Source organism: Methylobacterium thuringiense, assembly GCF_022179645.1.
Taxonomy (GTDB): domain Bacteria; phylum Pseudomonadota; class Alphaproteobacteria; order Rhizobiales; family Beijerinckiaceae; genus Methylobacterium; species Methylobacterium thuringiense.
Map to the genome: position 1 here is coordinate 106,111 of NZ_BPRA01000004.1, position 17,944 is coordinate 124,054.

At 62.9% G+C, this 17,944-nt stretch carries 21 protein-coding genes; 19 read left to right on the top strand and 2 right to left on the bottom strand.

Annotation, left to right across the window (positions count from 1 at the left end; all coding sequences use genetic code 11):
* The first annotated feature begins 3 nt into the window (after window positions 1–3).
* The 16 genes from MFF07_RS05415 to MFF07_RS05490 all read left to right on the top strand — a co-directional run bounded on the left by MFF07_RS05415 (window position 4) and on the right by MFF07_RS05490 (window position 13,552).
* Window positions 4–723: a hypothetical protein gene (locus MFF07_RS05415; protein ID WP_238230986.1), complete on the top strand. Its 720-nt coding sequence runs from the start codon at window positions 4–6 to the stop codon at window positions 721–723.
* Between the two features lie 32 nt (window positions 724–755).
* Complete coding sequence (locus MFF07_RS05420; protein WP_238230988.1) at window positions 756–2,021, top strand: glycine-rich domain-containing protein; 1,266 nt, start codon at window positions 756–758, stop codon at window positions 2,019–2,021.
* Between the two features lie 9 nt (window positions 2,022–2,030).
* Window positions 2,031–2,432: a hypothetical protein gene (locus tag MFF07_RS05425; protein ID WP_238230990.1), complete on the top strand. Its 402-nt coding sequence runs from the start codon at window positions 2,031–2,033 to the stop codon at window positions 2,430–2,432.
* Complete coding sequence (locus tag MFF07_RS05430) at window positions 2,410–2,940, top strand: hypothetical protein (RefSeq protein ID WP_238230991.1); 531 nt, start codon at window positions 2,410–2,412, stop codon at window positions 2,938–2,940. The genes MFF07_RS05425 and MFF07_RS05430 overlap by 23 nt, the downstream gene beginning before the upstream one ends.
* A 14-nt stretch (window positions 2,941–2,954) precedes the next feature.
* Window positions 2,955–3,356, top strand: coding sequence for a spike base protein, RCAP_Rcc01079 family (locus tag MFF07_RS05435; RefSeq protein ID WP_238230993.1), 402 nt, complete (start codon window positions 2,955–2,957; stop codon window positions 3,354–3,356).
* Between the two features lie 46 nt (window positions 3,357–3,402).
* Window positions 3,403–3,801 carry a hypothetical protein gene (locus MFF07_RS05440; RefSeq protein WP_238231006.1) on the top strand — a complete coding sequence of 133 codons (399 nt, stop codon included), beginning with the start codon at window positions 3,403–3,405 and terminating at the stop codon, window positions 3,799–3,801.
* A gap of 147 nt (window positions 3,802–3,948) precedes the next feature.
* On the top strand, window positions 3,949–5,520 hold the full coding sequence (locus MFF07_RS05445) for an SGNH/GDSL hydrolase family protein (RefSeq protein WP_238231009.1): 1,572 nt from the start codon (window positions 3,949–3,951) through the stop codon (window positions 5,518–5,520).
* Between the two features lie 17 nt (window positions 5,521–5,537).
* A complete protein-coding gene (locus tag MFF07_RS05450) occupies window positions 5,538–6,491 on the top strand; it encodes a heparin lyase I family protein (RefSeq protein WP_238231011.1) in 954 nt (317 codons plus the stop codon).
* Window positions 6,492–6,498: 7 nt separating this feature from the next.
* Window positions 6,499–7,125 carry a hypothetical protein gene (locus MFF07_RS05455; RefSeq protein ID WP_238231013.1) on the top strand — a complete coding sequence of 209 codons (627 nt, stop codon included), beginning with the start codon at window positions 6,499–6,501 and terminating at the stop codon, window positions 7,123–7,125.
* Entirely contained in the window at window positions 7,122–7,736 is a 615-nt protein-coding gene (locus MFF07_RS05460) for a hypothetical protein (protein WP_238231014.1), read from the top strand. Before MFF07_RS05455 ends, MFF07_RS05460 begins: the two co-directional genes overlap by 4 nt.
* A gap of 12 nt (window positions 7,737–7,748) precedes the next feature.
* Entirely contained in the window at window positions 7,749–8,264 is a 516-nt protein-coding gene (locus MFF07_RS05465) for a hypothetical protein (protein ID WP_238231016.1), read from the top strand.
* A gap of 99 nt (window positions 8,265–8,363) precedes the next feature.
* Window positions 8,364–8,648 (top strand): hypothetical protein, encoded by a 285-nt coding sequence (locus MFF07_RS05470; protein ID WP_238231018.1) that lies wholly within the window; start codon window positions 8,364–8,366, stop codon window positions 8,646–8,648.
* 173 nt (window positions 8,649–8,821) lie between these two features.
* Window positions 8,822–11,056 (top strand): hypothetical protein, encoded by a 2,235-nt coding sequence (locus MFF07_RS05475; RefSeq protein WP_238231019.1) that lies wholly within the window; start codon window positions 8,822–8,824, stop codon window positions 11,054–11,056.
* A 6-nt stretch (window positions 11,057–11,062) separates the two neighbouring features.
* A complete protein-coding gene (locus tag MFF07_RS05480; protein ID WP_238231022.1) occupies window positions 11,063–11,275 on the top strand; it encodes a hypothetical protein in 213 nt (70 codons plus the stop codon).
* 46 nt (window positions 11,276–11,321) lie between these two features.
* Complete coding sequence (locus MFF07_RS05485) at window positions 11,322–11,792, top strand: hypothetical protein (protein ID WP_238231024.1); 471 nt, start codon at window positions 11,322–11,324, stop codon at window positions 11,790–11,792.
* Window positions 11,792–13,552, top strand: coding sequence for a hypothetical protein (locus MFF07_RS05490; protein WP_238231026.1), 1,761 nt, complete (start codon window positions 11,792–11,794; stop codon window positions 13,550–13,552). Before MFF07_RS05485 ends, MFF07_RS05490 begins: the two co-directional genes overlap by 1 nt.
* On the opposite strand, the gene MFF07_RS05495 is transcribed toward MFF07_RS05490, so the two are convergent.
* Both MFF07_RS05495 and MFF07_RS05500 read right to left on the bottom strand, forming a co-directional pair.
* Window positions 13,522–14,412, bottom strand: coding sequence for a hypothetical protein (locus MFF07_RS05495; protein WP_238231028.1), 891 nt, complete (start codon window positions 14,410–14,412; stop codon window positions 13,522–13,524). The two genes, MFF07_RS05490 and MFF07_RS05495, sit on opposite strands and share 31 nt — an antisense overlap.
* A gap of 278 nt (window positions 14,413–14,690) precedes the next feature.
* Window positions 14,691–15,440, bottom strand: a complete 750-nt coding sequence (locus MFF07_RS05500) for a methyltransferase domain-containing protein (RefSeq protein ID WP_238231029.1) — start codon at window positions 15,438–15,440, stop codon at window positions 14,691–14,693.
* Window positions 15,441–15,616: 176 nt separating this feature from the next.
* Between MFF07_RS05500 and MFF07_RS05505 the strand changes: the two genes are divergently transcribed.
* The 3 genes from MFF07_RS05505 to MFF07_RS05515 all read left to right on the top strand — a co-directional run bounded on the left by MFF07_RS05505 (window position 15,617) and on the right by MFF07_RS05515 (window position 17,860).
* Complete coding sequence (locus MFF07_RS05505; RefSeq protein ID WP_238231031.1) at window positions 15,617–16,399, top strand: hypothetical protein; 783 nt, start codon at window positions 15,617–15,619, stop codon at window positions 16,397–16,399.
* A gap of 1 nt (window position 16,400) precedes the next feature.
* Entirely contained in the window at window positions 16,401–16,781 is a 381-nt protein-coding gene (locus MFF07_RS05510) for a DUF3307 domain-containing protein (protein WP_238231032.1), read from the top strand.
* Between the two features lie 344 nt (window positions 16,782–17,125).
* Window positions 17,126–17,860, top strand: coding sequence for a Rha family transcriptional regulator (locus MFF07_RS05515; RefSeq protein WP_373322248.1), 735 nt, complete (start codon window positions 17,126–17,128; stop codon window positions 17,858–17,860).
* Window positions 17,861–17,944 lie beyond the last annotated feature (84 nt).

A 17,944-nucleotide genomic window follows, 5' to 3' on the forward strand; every position in this document is an offset into this window, starting at 1 on the left:
ACGATGAGCGATTGCCTCTCGACGCTCGACCCGGAGTACTGTCCAGACCTCGACGACTGCCATGCCGAGCTCCGGGCCTTGCTGCCACGGGGCAAGGCTTGGGAGGCGGCTTACAACCCGGCCGCCATCCTTTGGGGCTTCTGGCGCGCTGTCGCGCATCCCATCCAGTTCGCGCACCAACGGATCTGTGACATCAGGCGGCAGTTCTGGTGCCAGAGCGTCGATGAACTCTACGACGAGTGGCTGGTCGAATATGGACTGCCGGACGCTTGCGATCCTTTCCCGGATCTCTGCGCCAAGGTTGCGGCGCTGGGCGGCACGCAGTGCGAATATTATGAGGCCGTCGCGGCCCGAGCCGGGTGGCGCATCGAGTGTTCGAACGAGATCACCGATTGCGGTGGCCTGATGGATCTCATGCGGATGGACTGCGCCGTCACCGGTGGCGAGGTCTATCACAGCCGACTGACGTTCCGGGTCTACCTCAACGATAGTCCGGCCTATGTCGCCTCGGCGAACGGCCCGCTGGTCATGGACTGCAACGTGCTCAACGCCGTGTTCGGCTGCGATCCCGACATCGGCCCGCTGCAATGCCTTCTCGAGCGCATCGTCCCGGCCCACGTCGAGCTGATCTACGCCCTGACGTACCCGCAGGAAGTCCTGGGTACTGAGGCGATGATCCCCGTGACGACTGAGGACGGCACCCTCATCCCGGTCAATCGGTAGCCGCGATCCGCGCGCCGACTGGAGTTTCGTAAATGGCGAATATCGACCTTCTGGGTCCGGCCTCCGCGCCGGGCGCCGTTACTGCGCGCCCGTCCGAAACGCGTGTGTTCGGCCAGAACGAGACGTGGTTCGCGCCATGCACGAGCCAGTCCAGCCGGGATGGCACCCAGCTTCAGGCCGTCTTTCAAAATGGGCTTCTGGCCCAAGTTCGCTACGCGCTCAAAGCGTCGGGCATCACGCTCGACAATGCCGACGACGCCATGCTGTGGAAGGCGATCCTGGCAGCGGTTGCGGCCGGCGCCCCGCCCCCTACCGCGCTCTGGCACACCGGCGACGACACGTCGAATGCGGCCGGTACCATCGTCGCCAGCGTCATCCCGACGATCACGGCGCATGGCCGCTACTGGTACGGCATCAAGGTCGCGCAGACCTGCCCGGGCCCGACCCAGGCCGTAATCAACGGGCTGCCTTCTCGCACGGTCGTGCGCGGCGACGGCGCGGCGCTCAAGCAGGGCGACTATCTCGCCGGGCAGGAACTCATCCTGTCCGACGACGGCACACGGCTTCAGGTGGTCGGCCTCGTGTTGTCCCAGGTCGGGGCCGGCAGCGCGACATACATCAACAGCCTCTTTATCCCCGGCGGCCGGCCGAAGCAGTATCTCACGCCGGGCTCCTATTCGCTGTCGATCCCGGCCAGCCGAACCTTCCTCGTTCGGGAATGCCGCGGCTCCGGCGGCGGTGGCGGCGGCGCCAGCACCAACATGGCGGCGGCCTCCGGCGGCGGCGGCGGCGGGAATGCACAGAAGGTCGCCACGACCACGGCCGATACCGTCCTGACGATCGTCGTCGGAGCCGGCGGTGCCGGCGGCGCGGGTGGCGGCTCGCCACAGAACGGCCTAGCTGGTGGAACGACGTCGGTGACGGTCGCGAGCGGTTCCGTGGTCGATGCCAACGGCACGACCTTCGGTGCGGGCCAGACGCTCTGCGCCGCCACCGGCGGCACCGGCGGGATTGCTTCCACATCAGGGTCGGGCGGAATCAACGGCGGTCTCGGCGGCGTCGCCTCCGGTGGCGACATCAACGATAGCGGTGACGGCGGCGGCCTTGGCTACCCGATCACCAGCACCGCCTACCTTGGCGGCCTTGGCGGTGCCTCGCCCGGCTCGGGTGGCACGCCGACGGTGAACTACAGCGCGGCCGGCAACAGCTCCACGGCCCCCGGCATCGGCGGCAACGGCTCGTCCGGCAATGCGGCTGGCGGCTTCGGCTCGCCGGGCCGCGTCACTCTTACGGTCTGAGGATTGAGCATGGCACTGTTCGCGCTGGTCGGCGACGGGGTGGTTCGGGCCCTGTCCGAGGCAGAAGGGGCTTGGCCGCGCGATCTTTTCGACGTTCGAGATGTGTCGGATGTCGAGGGGATTGCGCCGGGCTGGCTCGCGAAGGGCGAGGCCGGGTATGAGGCCCCGCCCGCGCCTGAAGGGCCGCCCGTGGCTCTCATCACCTACAAAGCAGACATCTATCGCCGGTGTACGGATGCCGAAGCCGAAGAGATCGAAATGGCCCTTGCGGCAGCGCCCGTGAGGCAGCGCCGCTTGTTCGAGGAGGCTCAGCACCTCGATCACGCCGATGAGGCCTTCTCAACGATGCACGAGGCCATGGTCGAGATCTTCGGCGCCAAGCGCGCCGATGAGCTTCTGGCGCCGGCCTGATTCCATGATGGATCTCGGCACAAGGCCCTGCCTGCTCAATCCGATCGCCGATGCCCTCGTCGATACGGCGGTCTGGCGGCTCGACCTTGTCTTAGGCGACGCCGAGACCGGCGCGCCTTTCGACCTTACCGGATCCGATCTACTGATTACATTTCGACCGCTCTGGTCAGACGCTGTCATCACGACGCTGTCGACGATCAATGGCGACGGACACGAGGCGCTTGTCGTCACGGACGCCGCAGCCGGTAAGGTATCCTTGGTCTCGAGACCGTCAGCCCGCACTTATCGCGTGCCGTGCACTCGATCCGGGTTCGTGCCGGCAGTCGTCGCAACGCAAGGCGATATCCTGCGGCGGACGGCGGGCTCAGACCCGGAATACCTGGGCTTCATCAGCTTTGTTCTGCGTGCGGGAACGACGGCTTGGGATGCCGGCATCACGCCCGTCTTCATCACTTCGTTTGCCCAACCGCGTCTCGCACTTGCTCGCCGAGCCCTCGGCCTCACCTAAACACAGGGCTTCCGATGACAATTCGCACGTACAATGTGCTCGCCCCCGATGGGCAGAGCACGAAGACGGTTGCCCAGGGCGCTGCGCTTGCGGGCGCCGACGTCACTCCGGCGATGCAGATCCTGGACGATGCCGGCAACGTCATCGTGGCGGCCACAGAGGATGGGCAGGCGGCGATCCTCGCCATCCTCGGCGTGCAGGCCCCCGCGCAGCACGTCTTCCCGATCTCGGCGTCAACCAACGACCTCGCAAGGCCGACCCGCGCCATCCGCTGCAACACGGCCGGCACCCTGACGGTCAACACCGTCGGCGGCGAGACTGGCGTCATCCTCAACTTCGCGGCCGGCGAGACCCGGCCTGTTCGGGTGACCCGCGTCACAGCCATGACCGCCACCGGCGTCGAAGGCATGGCCTGAACGAACTGAAGCCCCAGCCGATCCGACCCACTAGGAGCTGCACGCCATGGCCAACGCCGTCTATCCGAAATTCAAGGAAGCCCTCATCCAGGGCTCAACCAATTCGTCGCTTGGCGGCACGGTGAAGGTCGCTCTGGTCGATACCGGCACCTACACCTACAGCGCCGCGCATCAGTTCCTGACCGATCTGACGGGCGTCGTCGGCACGGCACAGACCCTCGCCAACAAGACCTATGTCGGCGGCCTGCTCGATGCGGACGACGTCACATTTTCGGCGGTCACGGGGGCGTCCGTTGAGGCCTTGGTCCTCTACATCGATACCGGTACGGCCGGGACGTCACGGCTCGTCGCGTTCGAGGATGCCGGCGTTACGGGCCTGCCGGTCACGCCGAACGGGGGCGACATTCCGGTGGTTTGGAACGCCTCCGGCATCATTCAGTTCTGATCCCAGCCGATGCTGAGCCTCGGGATCTCGCTACGCCTCGGTGCGGCGAGCCGAACGCCCGCAGCGATCGCGGCGCTCGGCCCGTCGCTGCTCTCCGACGCAGACGTCTTTTTCGCGCCCAGCGTCACGCGCCAGCAGCCCGGAGGCTTGGCCGCGCCGCTGCTGGTCGATCCCGACACGTTCTTTGCACCAACGGTCCGACGTGGGGCCGTTACCCTGCGTCCCGGCGCTGTCGCCACCACGACAGCCCTCTACGGGCCGACCGTCATCTCGGGTGGTGTTGGCCTCTACCCGCCAAGGGTCACGAGCGCTCAGGCATTCAAGGCGCCCGCCATTGGGCGCGGTGCCGTGACGCTCTCCCCAGGCAGGGCGAACAACGCCGGCTCTTTCCTCGCCCCAGCGGTCGGACGAGGGCCGGTGACGCTGCGGCCGGCGCTGTTCTCGGATCCAGACGCCTTCCCCGCGCCAACAGTAGGCCGTGGCGCCGTCACGCTGCGCCCTGGCTTGGTCTCTCCCGCGAACGCATTCCCGGCCCCGACCGTGACGCGCGGCGCGGTGACATTGCGCCCGTCGGCCTATTCCGACGCCGACACCTTCTTCTCGCCGACCATCACCGCTTCGGCTACGCCCGCCTACATCAAGATCCCGTCGGGCTCCCTCAACCGCTACCGCACGGCGCGCACCGCGACCAAGGCCGGGACGGCAGACACGCTGTTCACGGCCATCGGCGACAGCACCACGCGCGGGTTCGTGGCCAGCGTTACGGATGGAACGGCCTATCCCTCGGCGTGGTCGCACAAACTTCCGAGTTACGTTGCGGCGCTCGACAACGGCCTCAACATCACGGCCGAGGCGATCTTCGGGCATGGCGGCCTGACGACTACGGCCGCTGGCACCAACCAAATCGGGGCCTACGAGGGGCGGATCACTGGTGCCTACAGGACGGGACTCGCCACAGTCGGTGGCAATCATTTTCTCTTCAACAGCGGCGACACGCTCAACTTCACGCCGAACGTTCCATGGGACCGCGCCGTTATCACGTACGTGCGCAACAGCGGCATCGGCACGCTGACCTATGCGGTTGATGGCGGATCGACGACGGCCCTAGTAGGCAACGGCACACCTGCTGCGGTGCTCACGGCCACCGTATCTGCAGCAAGCGTCGGCACGCACACGCTCAATCTGGGATGCACGGCTTCCGGCTTCTACGTGACCGGCCTGGATTTCTACCAATCGACCCGCAAGCAGCTTCGGGTTCGCAATGGCGGCCTGTCGTCCTCGACGACCACAAGCGCTTCGTGGACCGGCAACTCGAACGTCTACGACGGCCGCCCGACGCTCCGCACGCTGGCCAATCATCTCGTGACGATCGGCCTCGGCATCAACGATATGACTGCCGGCACCGCGGTCGCGACCTTCAAGGCGAACCTGACGAACCTCGTCAACGACGTTCAAGGCGCGGGCGGCGACGTGATCCTGATGACGGCCAATCCGGTGCAGATCTCAAGCATCTCGCAGGCCACGCAGGACACCTACAACCAGGCGATCCGTGATCTTGCGACGCAGCTCAACCTCGCGTTGTTCGACACCTACGCCTACTTTGGCTCGAACGACCGCGGGCAGGCCGGAGATCGCGGGTACTTCTCCGACGACAAGCACCCGAGCAAGGCCGGCTATTTGTACTGGGCGCAAGGCTTCGCCCCGATGCTGACCCTCTGATCCTTCGAGGTCGAACCATGACAGCAACACTCGAAGATGTCTTGCTCGCCATAACCAGCGCGTTCGCCCTGGCCGGACAGGTGCCCGACCTGCAGTCGCAGCTTGCTGCCAAGCAGGCCGAGGTCGAGGCCGCGAACGCACAAATCACGGCTCTGAAGGCAGCGGCGCCAACCACCCCCGCGCCCCAGCCCGATCCCACGCCACCGCCTGCTCCACCGGTCACCGTCACCTTCAAGGAGTTGCCGGTCGACGGCAAGGTCGTGAACATCGCCGGCTTGTCCTGGGCCGCGCAGACTCCGCGCGTCCTGGCGGGCTCCGACGGAAGCTATCGCTTTTCGGCCAAGGCAGGCGAGCGCGCCAACTTCGATCCGCCGCGCAAGATCCGCTCCGAGTTCGTAGGGCTGACCCGGTTCGGCAAGGGCGAGGAGATCCGCCTCAAGGGCACGTTCAACATCGACCCGGCCTCGGTGTTCACGGGCGCAGAATGGTGCTCGATCGTTCAGATCCATCAGTGGGACACCCGCCGCGCCGACGGTGTTCCGGTCAACGCGAGCCCGATGTTCGCGATGGATCTGTTGCCCGATCCCAAGACCGGCAAGCCGTTCCTACAGGTCCGCGGCGAGACCGGGCGCGGAACGCAGCCGACGTTTTCGCCGATGCGGATCCTCGGCAAGCTGCCCGACGTCACGCTCGGCGTGGACCACACCTTCGATCTGCGTGTCGTGGACGGCCACGGCTCGAACGGCCGCATCTCGGTCTGGATCGATGGCGTTGCCCTGGTTGATCGCTCCGACATCCCGACCGGCTACGAGTACGTCGACCTTCTCTCCAACGCCTTCCCGATCAAGGGCAAGCCACAGGAGACCGCCAGCTATCTCAAGATGGGGATCTACGCGGGCAAGGGCTCGGGCGACGCGCCACCGCCGCTCGTGTCCGTCGCCTTCACCCTGCGCGACCTGTCGTCGAAGTGATCCTGGCGTGAGCGCCATCACGATCACGGCGCGGCGGGGGCCAGCCATCTCGGTGAGATCGGCCGGGCGCGCTTCGGTGGTAGCGGTTGCTGTCCCTGGGCCGCAGGGCGCTCAGGGTAGCCAGGGCGCACCGGGGGAGCGCGGGCCGGCCGGCGTCGCCAAGGGCTTCGGAACAATCGACTACACCGACCACGATGCTGGAACGGCTTTGACGTTGCCGCCGGCGACGTGGGTCCGGCTGATCCGCAATCTCACGCCGTCGCCAGCCAACTTCAACCTGCCGTCCGGTCCGTGGGACGGGTTCGGGTTCTGGGACAATGCGTCGAGCTTGCTGCGCGCGCGCACCCGTGGCGACACGCTGCTGATGAAGTTCACCTTCACCATCATCCCTGACCAGCAGGCCGGCGGGTTGCGTTTTGCGGTCCGTCCCGGTGACGATCCAGCTTTCGACTTCGGCCCAGAGCCGATCGTCCTGACCACGGATGCTGGCGATCCACAGACCGGGTCGGAGACATTCTTCGTCCAGTGCCGCCCGCGCTTCGTCGATCAGGGCGCGCAGATCTACATCATGGCCACCACAGGCGGGACGCTGATGCAGTTCTCTCCAGAGATCACGCCGCTGGGGTTCGCGTGACTAAGGCGGTCGGCTTCGACGAGATGACCGGCTCACTCGTCATCATGGACAACGGCGTTTTCCCCGCCGGTTCGCTGATCGCCTATCCCTCACCTTGGCCAGAGCGGATCCAAGTCGACTCCATCGCCGGACGCGGCGAGCAGATCATCGAATGGCACGACGTGCGCCGGCTTGATCCCGCCGACCCGTGGATGCCGGCGAGCCTAGACGAGGCGCTGGCATACCTGCGAGGCGAATTCGCGAAGCGGCCTGCGGTTGAAGACGGCTTCGTACTCACCGAGGCGGCAAGCACTGCGATGGGCGGGCATCGTGTCGTCGCGCGGCGCGATGGGGCCTTGGTCTACGCGACTTATGACGATCCGGCAGCCGTCGAAGCCGTCATCGGCGTGACGCGCGGGGCCGTAGATGTTGGCGGAACGCCAGACATCCAGCGTGTCGGCCCTTTGCAAGAACCGTCGTGGTCCTGGGCCGACGGGCCGGTCTACCTCGGTGCCAACGGGCAGCTAACGCAGCAGGCGCCCGAGCACGGCGCGGTTCTGCAGATGGGCGTCGCCGTATCTCCGACGACCGTCTTCCTCGACATCCAAGAACCCTATCACCTGACATCATAAGGAGCCGCCGGCATGGCAGCGAAAACCTTTGCGCGTCGCGTCAGCGGCATCTGGCGTGAAATCCTCGGCGTGGTCATTTCGACCGGGGCGGCCAATGCGGGCGACATCCCCGCGCTCGACGACACCGGCCACCTCGACCCTTCCGTCATGCCGGTGAGCTATGGCGCAGACGTGAAGGTGCTGCCCGCCACGGAGGCGCTGTCCGCCAGCAACCTCGTCAACGTCTGGAGCAGCAGCGGCACGGCCTCCGTGCGCAAGGCCGATGCGACCGCAGAGGGCAAGCCCTGTCACGGCTTCGTGCTCGACTCCGTGGCGTCCGGCACCAGCGTCACCGTTTATTTCGGGCGCAAGATCACCGGTCTGACCGGCATCGTGCCGGGGCAGCGCTATTATCTCGACACGACGGCCGGCGGCTTCACCGCGACGCCGATCAGCGGCGCCGGGAAAGTCGATCAGTTCGTTGGCGAGGGCATTTCGACCACCGAGATCGGCTTCGAGCCCGACGACTACGTGGTCAAGGCTGCGTGATCCGTGGGGCAGCGGCGTGCTCTCTGTCGGATCCTGGGGGTCACGCGCGAGCTTCCGCTCGGTGACAAGCCCGGCGGCTCGTGGGCCAAGGCGATCTCGTTGTCCGCCCTGTCCGGCGGCGCCTTCACGCAGGACATCCCAGCCGGGATCTTTGCCGCGCTGCCGGTGATCAATCACGCCATTGAGGCGACCGGAACCCGCGATTACGCCCTGCGCATCACGGGTCGGACGATGAACGCCACGACGAAGATCGTTACCATCACGGGCACTGTGCGGCAGTCCAGGCTGCTGCCTGGAACTTTACTGATTTCGGGCGGCAACGAGACGTTCGAAACGCTGACGTCGGCTGTGACGCTGCACCTGAGCGCCGAAGAGAGCGACTGACGCCTTCGTGCCCCGCCGCAAGCCGCCGATACCCAACCTTACGCACGACGAACTCCGCGCCCTGACAGAGGCCGGCCTCCTCGCGGCTCATCGTTACCGCGCGATCTGCGCCGAGCGAGGCTGGACGGCCTAGCCGCCGCCTCTGCGGCCCGCCCACCCACCGGGAAACATTCATGGCTGATCTGGTCACCATTGCGGTGCCGGCGCTTCCGGCTGGCGCTGCCATTACCGGCAACGAGCTCGTCCCCGTCCACCAGAACGGGCGGCTGGTCAGGATGCGGCAGGTCGATCTGTCTGCGGCCGGCGCGGTCCTGCGGACTGCTGGCGCGACGATCCCCGACTGGACTGTCGTCGTCGCCATCAACGGTAAGGTCTATCCTGCCGATCCGCGCGTAGTCGCGCACTGCGGGTTGGTGCTTGGCCTTGTCATCGCTGGCGTGCCGAGCGGTACGACAGCACGTGTCCAGTTTTCCGGTGATCTTGCTGGAACGCCGAGCTCGTATGCTTCTGGAGTGCCGCTGTTCATTTCTGACGGGACTGGCGGCGTACCGTTGGGCGGGCTGACGGTAACCGCTCCGAGTGCCGTCGGGTACTGGTCACAGCGTGTTGCGACGTCTGGCAGCGGTTCGACAGCCGTCCTTGATCTCGGCCTCGCCGGCATCATCGACGATGGCCTGCCTCTCGTTCTGGCCTCCAATCCCAACACCGCCACGCCGACCGCCAACGGCCTGATGTCCGCGGCGGACAAGGTGAAGGTGGACGGGCTTCAGGTCGCATTGGATGCGCGGGCTCCGATCCTGGCGACGCTTGTGGCCAACGGAACGGTGGACGATCGCACTGCCCTCTCAGTCGCCGATGCGCTTCAGGGCTTCGGGGAATGGCTGCTCAAGCCCGGCACGATCCGCATCTCATCAAACATCACCCTCTCGGCGCACTATCGCTTCCCGCGCGGCGTGATGCTGAAGCCCGACAATGGCGTCACGATCACGTTCAACGGCGGCATCACGGCAGGTGCGTACCAGATCTTCGACCTGTCCGCCGGCGGCTCCGTTGCGGGTTTGAAGATCGCTCAGATCGACTGGTTCCACTCCCTGCAAGGGGTACAGAGCGATTGCCAGCCGTTTTGCCAGAAGGCGTTTGATGCCGTGGTCGATGGCGCTCCTGTCTATTGGGGCGTTGGACCGTACTACTGGGGCACTGGCCGACTTGAGTTGGCCCGAGGCCAGCAGTCACGCGGCGTCGGTGGCAGGGGGACCAAAATCCGCTGGCTCACTAGCACGACGAATTTCATTCACGTCCCGTCGGGGAACTATTACGGCCACGTGATCGACGGATTTGACTGCGGGGTCGCAAACTATGCGCTTCGGCCAACTTCTGGGATCTGCTTCCATCTGGAGCAAGGGTCGGTCCATCTGTCAGATTTTACTATTCAAAGCGCGGCAATTGGGGTGTATCTTAAGGGGTCTTCGACCGGCTTCATGAATAACTTCGTCATTCAGGAGTGTTTGACCGCCGGAATTTTTAACGAGGGCACAAATGACGTCTTTGCCAGCGATTTTATCATTTCATCTCTTTGGGATACCGTCACTGTCAGCAATTTATCCGGCAATTTCCAGGTCGGAGAACAGCTTGTTGTGAGCGGAACGCCATACAAAGGCGTCTACTTGACGCCATTGGGCGGAAATAAGCACAGACTGCGGCTTCCGATAACTACGGTAACGACGTCGACCACGATTACGGGCGTAAGTTCAGGGGCATCAGCGACCTTTGTCGCAATCAATTACGATTTCGGCCTTGGTTGCATCCGTCTTTTCGGCGGCAACGTCGAATCCTTCTCAATGGTCAACGGAGACGTCATCGGCGGTCGATACCCACTCAGCACGGATGGAACCGCATTTGCGCGCGGCTCCTGCCCAGCCTTCAATAAAGCAACAAATGTCTACTTCGACACATCGCACGACGGACTGCAGCTCACTAACACCGGCAAATTTGTTTTCACAAATTGCTGGAGTACCGGGCATTCTGGAAACGGTGTTGATCTTGGAAGCACAGATGGCGTTCAGTGGGCTTTCTCTCAGATAACTGGGAACCTCGCATGGGGTGTCAACGCGAGCGCAGGCAACAAGCACTTTGATTTTGCCTTTTGCGATCTCTCTTTGAATCAAGTAGGCGGCATTACCATCGGCACGGGCGTAAGAACCAACCTCAAATTCAGAATTGTTTTCTGCAACTTTGATGTAGACTTTACTCAGCCAAACAATTTTTCTGCTTATGCCGTAAATCTCAATGAAAACTCGTGTGACTACTACACCGTTGCCGGCAATATCTGGACGTCCATAGCTATAACAAAATTCAAGGACGACAGCACCGCAACGAACAAAAACATAAACTCGCCTGCAAACATGTGAGGTAAGATGCCAGCCAGCGAGGACAATATCAAGCCGCTCGAAGATCTCATAAATAGATCTGACGCGCCTTATTGCGGCATCAACTACGCCAATACGCCGATAAAGCGCGCGCTGATGGAACAGGCTTTGGCGCAGGCCATGGCTCTTCAGGCAGGGCAGAGCGGGACTTTGCCGGTGCCTGATCTTCCGATGCCAGACCCGAACCGCAAGGCAACTTGAAGCCAACGCTTCACCAGCTTCAATCCGCGCATAATAGGAACCCGCCATGGCAGGTAGCGCCGACGCGCGCGTGTATCTTCGGAAGACGGACCAGAACGGTGCCGTCACGGAGACCTTCTCGCCCCCGGATCAGTTGATCGCCGCCGCTCCAATCGCGGTCAGGGGCGTGATTGCGCCAACGGCGACCCATCTCGCCAACCGGGCCGTGGCCAGCCATACCGCGGTTGCCAACACGAACTACACCGTGCTCGCCTCCGATGTTCATGTGGGCTTCGCCTCGCTGACGGCCTCACGGGTCGTGACCCTCTGCGACGTCGACACGTATCCCCTCGGCCAGGATCTCGTCATCGGCGACGAGACGGGCGCCTGCTCCGACGCCATCCGCATCACGGTTCAGATTGGCGGCGGCACGGGCGACAGCATCCCGCAGCAGAGCGATGGAATCATCGTCCTGGCCTATCCCTACGCGTCCGTTCGCCTTCGCCGCGGGGCCGCCAACATCTGGTTGATCGTTTGATGCGCCAATTCCGTTTCGCCGCTGTCCTGCTGGCCTCGACCGCGCTTTCGGCGGCTCAAGTCCATGCCGACCAGATCCTCGGACCCGGCCGGATCGACAACAGCGGGAACCTCACCCTTCCCGGCGGCCCCAAACTCGGGAAATGGCAGGCCGGCAAATACAACGCAACGCCGGACCTTCTGACGCTTCCCTCGACCGACCAAGGCTCGACCGGCAACCTGTCCGGCATGAGCGTCACGCTGCCGAGCGGGGTGTCGCGTTCGCTGGCATCGAAGCTCGGCGAACGGAAGTCGATCGCGGATTACGTGCTGCCGGCCGACAATGGCGACTATGCGCTGGCCATTGAGCGGGCTGCAGCCGCGGGCGTCAAGGATCTGATCCTGCCAGCGGGGCCGCAGTACACCCTCAAGCGAGCGTTCAATCTCCCGAACGCGGATATGCGGATCACCTGCGAAGGGCGCAAGAACACCGAAGTCCGCCTACTCGGCGCAAACGATTATTTTGGCATCATCGGCAACACCACGTCGGTCAGTTACAACTTCTATATGGAGGGCTGCCTTTTCACGAAGGAGCTGGCCTCCTCGGCTGGGGCGGTTCTCAAGATCCAGAACGTCTACAAGTGGGGCTTCAGCCACCACCGCATCTTCGGCGAAAACAAAATCTGGCGCGTGCTTGAACTCGCATCGGCCTCGTCGATGATCAGCCGAGATGTAGATGTGGACAGCGTCCGTGAGCGAGCCGTTTATGCGACCGCAGGGAATGGCCTGCCTGGGACACTGAACGGCTACAACATCGATCACGTTTATGATCTCTGGTACGTCATTGGCGCCAACGGCGTTTCTGCCGACCCTGCCAATGATGGCGTGTTCTATTTTGTGGACAATTTCGCTGCGATTTGGTTCCTCGGCCCGAAGATTGCCAGCCACAAGGGGTACGGCATCTATCTGAAGGGTACGCTGGCCAACAGGGGCATCAACACCCTCAACATGGTGCATAATCCGAACATCGAAGCTGGCTTGGTTCCGAGCGGGTCGGTGTACTTTGGTGCGGTCGCCGCATCGCATATCGGAGGCCCGTCTTCGTGGAGTACGGGCAAGGGAGCGGGGCTTGCTTCGATCCGCCTCGGACCCGACAGCCAGGGCAACTTCGTGCGGCAGATCCAACTCGGGGTGGCCGGCGCGGGCTATGGCGTGTTCGACGAAGGTACACTCAACACCGTCGAGGACATGGATCTCATCGGCTATGACGCCGCGGCCGACACGGGCCTCGTTATCGGTGCGACCGCGCGCAAAGGCCGGTATCGACGCAACAAGGTCGCCCAGTTCACCCGTGCGATCCTAGACGCGAGCCCTGACAATGCGGGGCACGTCATTGAGGGCCTGGACTACACCGGGATCACTGGCACACCGCTGACCGGTCTTGCCGGCAGCGCCACCAGCAACAAGATCGTCAACGGCATCAACAACCTCGATGCCAGCGCGCCGACGCTTCCGGCTGCGGCGACGCTCTCGCTTCCCGACAAAGGCAACACGTTCACCATCAACACGGCTGGAACGATCAACGGCATCACGCCGACCTATATCGGCCGCCGTGCAACGCTGCTCTTGGCGCAGTCCGGGACCACGCTAAATGACCTTCAGTCGGTTGCTGGAACGGGGGCGTTCTATCTGTCCAAACCTCTGACGACGACGGACGGGAAGACCCGCGTCACGGTCGAATGGCGTGGCGACTACTGGTGGGACGTCTCGCGTACGCCGTGAGCCTCCGAGAACATGCCTGAAACCGCACTCTCCATCGCAGACACGATCTCGGTTTCGAATTTTAAGCCGCCAGAGCTGATATAGTGCTGGTGTTGTGACCAATCGTAATCGGGTGAAGGTCGGACTACGTCGGCAATCGTGACGTTGGGAACATCGCTCGATGCTACACTCACGCCATTTGTTGCCAAACACAAAAAGCTCATCTCGTTCGAGCCCAGCGATCTGACTGCCTCAAAGGTCTTTAGGACATAATCGAAGTGCGGCTGATCGAGGTGCGATGACACATGCAACACGAGGGTGGTCGGCTGACCGTCGTTGAGGGCGTCGAGAAAGGACCGGATGCGCTTGGCGTATCGGAATTTCGTCTCGGCGAAATCGTTTTCGGCCCAGCGTTTTCCGTGTTCGTGGTTGAACCAAGAACCGTGCGTGTCGCTGACCGGGAAGCCGAGGTCTGAACGGTACACTAGATTATCGGTGTACCCCGCGAACCCCGAACTCAAGATCCCTGGCAGCGCGCCGACCGGCGATATGTTTAGATCGAATGGATGTGAGAGTTCTCCCAGTGCGCGAGGGCGCTTCAGTCCCCATCGCGTAGCAATGGTTCGAGGAAGACAATCGGTTCCTAAAGATACGATTTTTTTCCATTTTCCAAAATTTGAAATACGGCTATCGATCACCTTCGTAAGAAAGTCCGCATGTGCGCGCATATCTTGGTTCGCGCTTGAAATCTTTTCCCATATATCAATAACGTCAGAGCGAGAAAGTACAATTTTTACTGTGCAGTAAAAATACACATACTCACCACACAGGTAGTCAACGCGCTCTGGCCACCCATCATGGTCCCTGTCCGCTTTTTCCAAAGTTGAGTCTATGTTATCTAGGTATTTTAGCCATAGATGAGGCATCGGCATTGCGCGTCGCTACTCAAGCTCTTGATTAATCTTAATATAACGCCCCGAGTATGGCCGCGCATTTTTTGAATGGCAAGATGTCGACCGCCCCGGCGCAGCCGGCCAGTGGCGTAACGCTAACTTTCTTCCCAGACCGCTTGCTACAACGTATGGGGGCAATTTCGGCGCACTGATGTGTTGCGGTGGCCACTAGCGAAGAGCCGTAGGTCTGTCGCGACGAGACCGCCCTATAACTTAAGATGATACTTACCGCCATAGGTCGAAAAATCGACCGTCCCCGGATACATCTTCCGCAGAGTCTCAAGCAGATCCGGGGGCACATCCACTGTCATCAGTTCAGAATTTTCTATACGAAAATGTGTGGACATGAGACGGATATAATGGTCGTAAAAAACCCTATTTATGTGTTTCTTGAAGAAAATTTCCTCGACAACATCGTCGCCTACCGCAGGGTGGTAGCCTCTATCATTGTAGAAATCTCGGATTTCTCTCTGAGAGCAGAGCAGATGCATGAACGCCGGCATTTGCCAATGTGAGAAGGCGAGCAACGGATCATCGCTATTGGTGAATAGATGGGAACCGTAAGCGCAGGACCATGCGGGGCCGAACATATGAAAGTTCTCGCCTCCGCTGCGGGTGACACGCTTCATTTCCAGAAAAGCGTCTTCAAGTGGAGCGACATGCTCTAAAAGAGACAAGGACACGACCGCATCGAAGCTTTCGTCTGCAAATTTGGTGCGTTTTGTTATGTCCCCTATCGTAACTGGATATTTTCCTGCGTGCGCATCAATGTGGTTCTCCCACAAAGTTAAAATATGAATCTCGCTTGGTTTTAGCGGAGCTACGAATTCATCAATCTGACCTTCTGAATATCCGAGACACAGAACCTTCTTGCCTTCGAGGTTCGCATATCGACGGAGGTAGTGTCCGTCCCAATTGCTGATGACACCAAGGCGCGGAAGGTCGGAGGGGTTCATTTTGGATCCCATTGATGCTCGGTCTGAGGTTGTACTAAGCGCCTTCCGCGCATTGGCAAACCCTTCTGGCCTGCTGCGCAGAACAGTTGCCCCCCCCTCTGACATCCCGGAGACCCACCATGCCCGCAACAGCGGCGAGCGCTCCCGCTCGCGTGAATGAGATCGGGGAGGGGTAGATGGCGGCCTCTCTCGACAAGGCGGCGTTCTTCGCCTCGGTGCGCCTTTCGCCCTTTCCGGGCCACCTGACGCCCGGCCAGGTCTCGGGCATGGAGGCGATCCTCGACGCCTGCCCTCCGGACTATCCGACCGACTTCCTGGCCGCCGTGCTCGGGACCTGCCCGATCGAGACGGCGTGGACCATGCTGCCGATCAAGGAGATGGGCGGCACGGCCTACCTGACGCGCATGTACGATATCACGGGAGCGCGGCCGGCGAAGGCACGTGAACTCGGGAACTTACTGCCGGGCGAGGGGGCGAAGTTCGCCGGGCGAGGGCTGGTCCAGCTCACCGGAAAATCGAATTACGCCAAAGCGACCGCACGGCTGCGCGCTCTTGGCTACCTGCTGCCGAGCCAGAGCCTTGTCGATACGCCCGACCTCGCGATGCATCCCGACATCGCCGCGGCCATCGCCTTCATCGGTCAGAAGGAGGGCTGGTTCACCGGCAAGAAGCTGAGCGACTATTTCGGCCCCGGCCGCGCCGATTGGGTCAATGCCCGGCGCATCATCAACGGCACGGATCGGGCCGCCGAGATCGCTGGGCACGCCCGCGCGTTCCAGGTCGCGCTTAAGAAGGCCGGCCATCAGCCTGGGGCGGCCGTGCAGCGGGTTCCTACGCCTCCGGTGGACATCAAACCGCTCCCCGCGCCCCTCCCGCCTCTCGCCTCCCCGACAAGCCCGGCCCGAACGTCCTGGGGGAACTGGCTTGCGACCAAGCTCACCGGCATCTGGAGCAGCTGAGATGTTCACGGCAGACCAGATCGTCGCGCATCTCGTCGGCGACTACCTCCTTCAAAGCCACTGGATGGCGACGGAGAAGACGAAGAGCAATCTCGCGGCCTTCGCTCACGCAACCGCCTACAGCCTACCATTCCTGTTCTTGGTGCCCGGTGGCTGGTCGGGCGTCATCGCCCTGCTACTGATCGGCGGGCTGCATTTCCCGATCGACCGCTGGAGGCTTGCCCGTTTCGTCGTCTGGGCGAAGAACGGCGCGCGCGGTCCTGTGACGGCGACCGGCTATCCCGACAATGTGCCGGCGTGGCTGTCCGTCTGGCTGCTCATCATCGCCGACAACGTGCTGCATCTGCTCGTTAACGGCGTCGTGCTGAAGGCTCTCGGCTGATGCCCCGGCACTGGACCGTCACCTCGCGCACCCCGATCCGGCCGAACCCGTCGCCGAGCGCGTGGCTGTGGCGGTGGGTCATGGCGAACGTCTGTGGAAGGCGCGCCCCGGGCGGTGGATAGAACGCCTGTAGAACAAAACGCTGCTGTGGTTGACGGGTACAAACCGTATCATCGGGTTGTCGTGTCCCGGTCCCCGCATCAGACTCGACGATTGCGAATTCGGTTCCTGCGAAAGCAGGCCGGCGGTGGGGCGCGTGCCCTTGGAAGCTGAGCCCCACCGCCATCACGCCGCCCTCGTTCAAGCGAGGGCCACTTGCCACGACGATGGATTGGAGCATCGCGATGACCAGCGAACAGAGTACCACGAGCTATTCGACTGCCGCGAGTGGGCCGGGTGCCCTTATGTACAGCGGCGGCGGGCTGACCATGTCGAGCGTCGAGATCGCCGAGCGCTCTGGCAAGCGCCACCCTGATGTGATGCGCGACATCCGCAACCAGCTCGGCGAGCTTCTCGGGGACGAGGGACTGAGCAGATTTGCGTCGTCCTATCTCGCGGGGAACGGGAAACAGGAGCCCTGCTTCAACCTGCCGAAGCGCGAGTGCCTGATCCTCGTCTCCGGTTACAGCGTTGGGCTCCGTGCCGCGATCGTGGATCGCTGGATCGAATTGGAGAACGACGCCCGGCCGACGCCGACGCTTCCTGATTTTGCGAACCCGGCCGCCGCCGCTAGGGCGTGGGCCGAGCAGTTCGAGGCGCGAGTTCTGGCAGAGCAGACCAAGGCCGAGATCGGATCCCGTCGCGAAGCCACGGCGATGAACACGGCCAGCCAAGCCGCCAAACGGGCGAGCCGGCTGGCGATCGAGCTGGACCGCTCCCGCGAGTACGCCACCGTGAAGCGGATGCAGCTGCTCTACCACGGGCAGCAATTCTCCTGGCGGGTGCTCAAGCACGTCTCCGTAGAGATGGAGACGCCGCCGATCGACGTTTTCGACGCCAACTACGGCACCGTGAAAGCCTACCACGCCGACGTCTGGCGCGAGGCTTACGCTCTCGAAATCCCGCTGACCGACCACTGAGCCGTCGCGCCAGTCCGGTCGCCACCCACAACACCATCCGCCGCATCAAGACCTGAGAGCCGACGCGGGTGGGCGGCGGCTCTC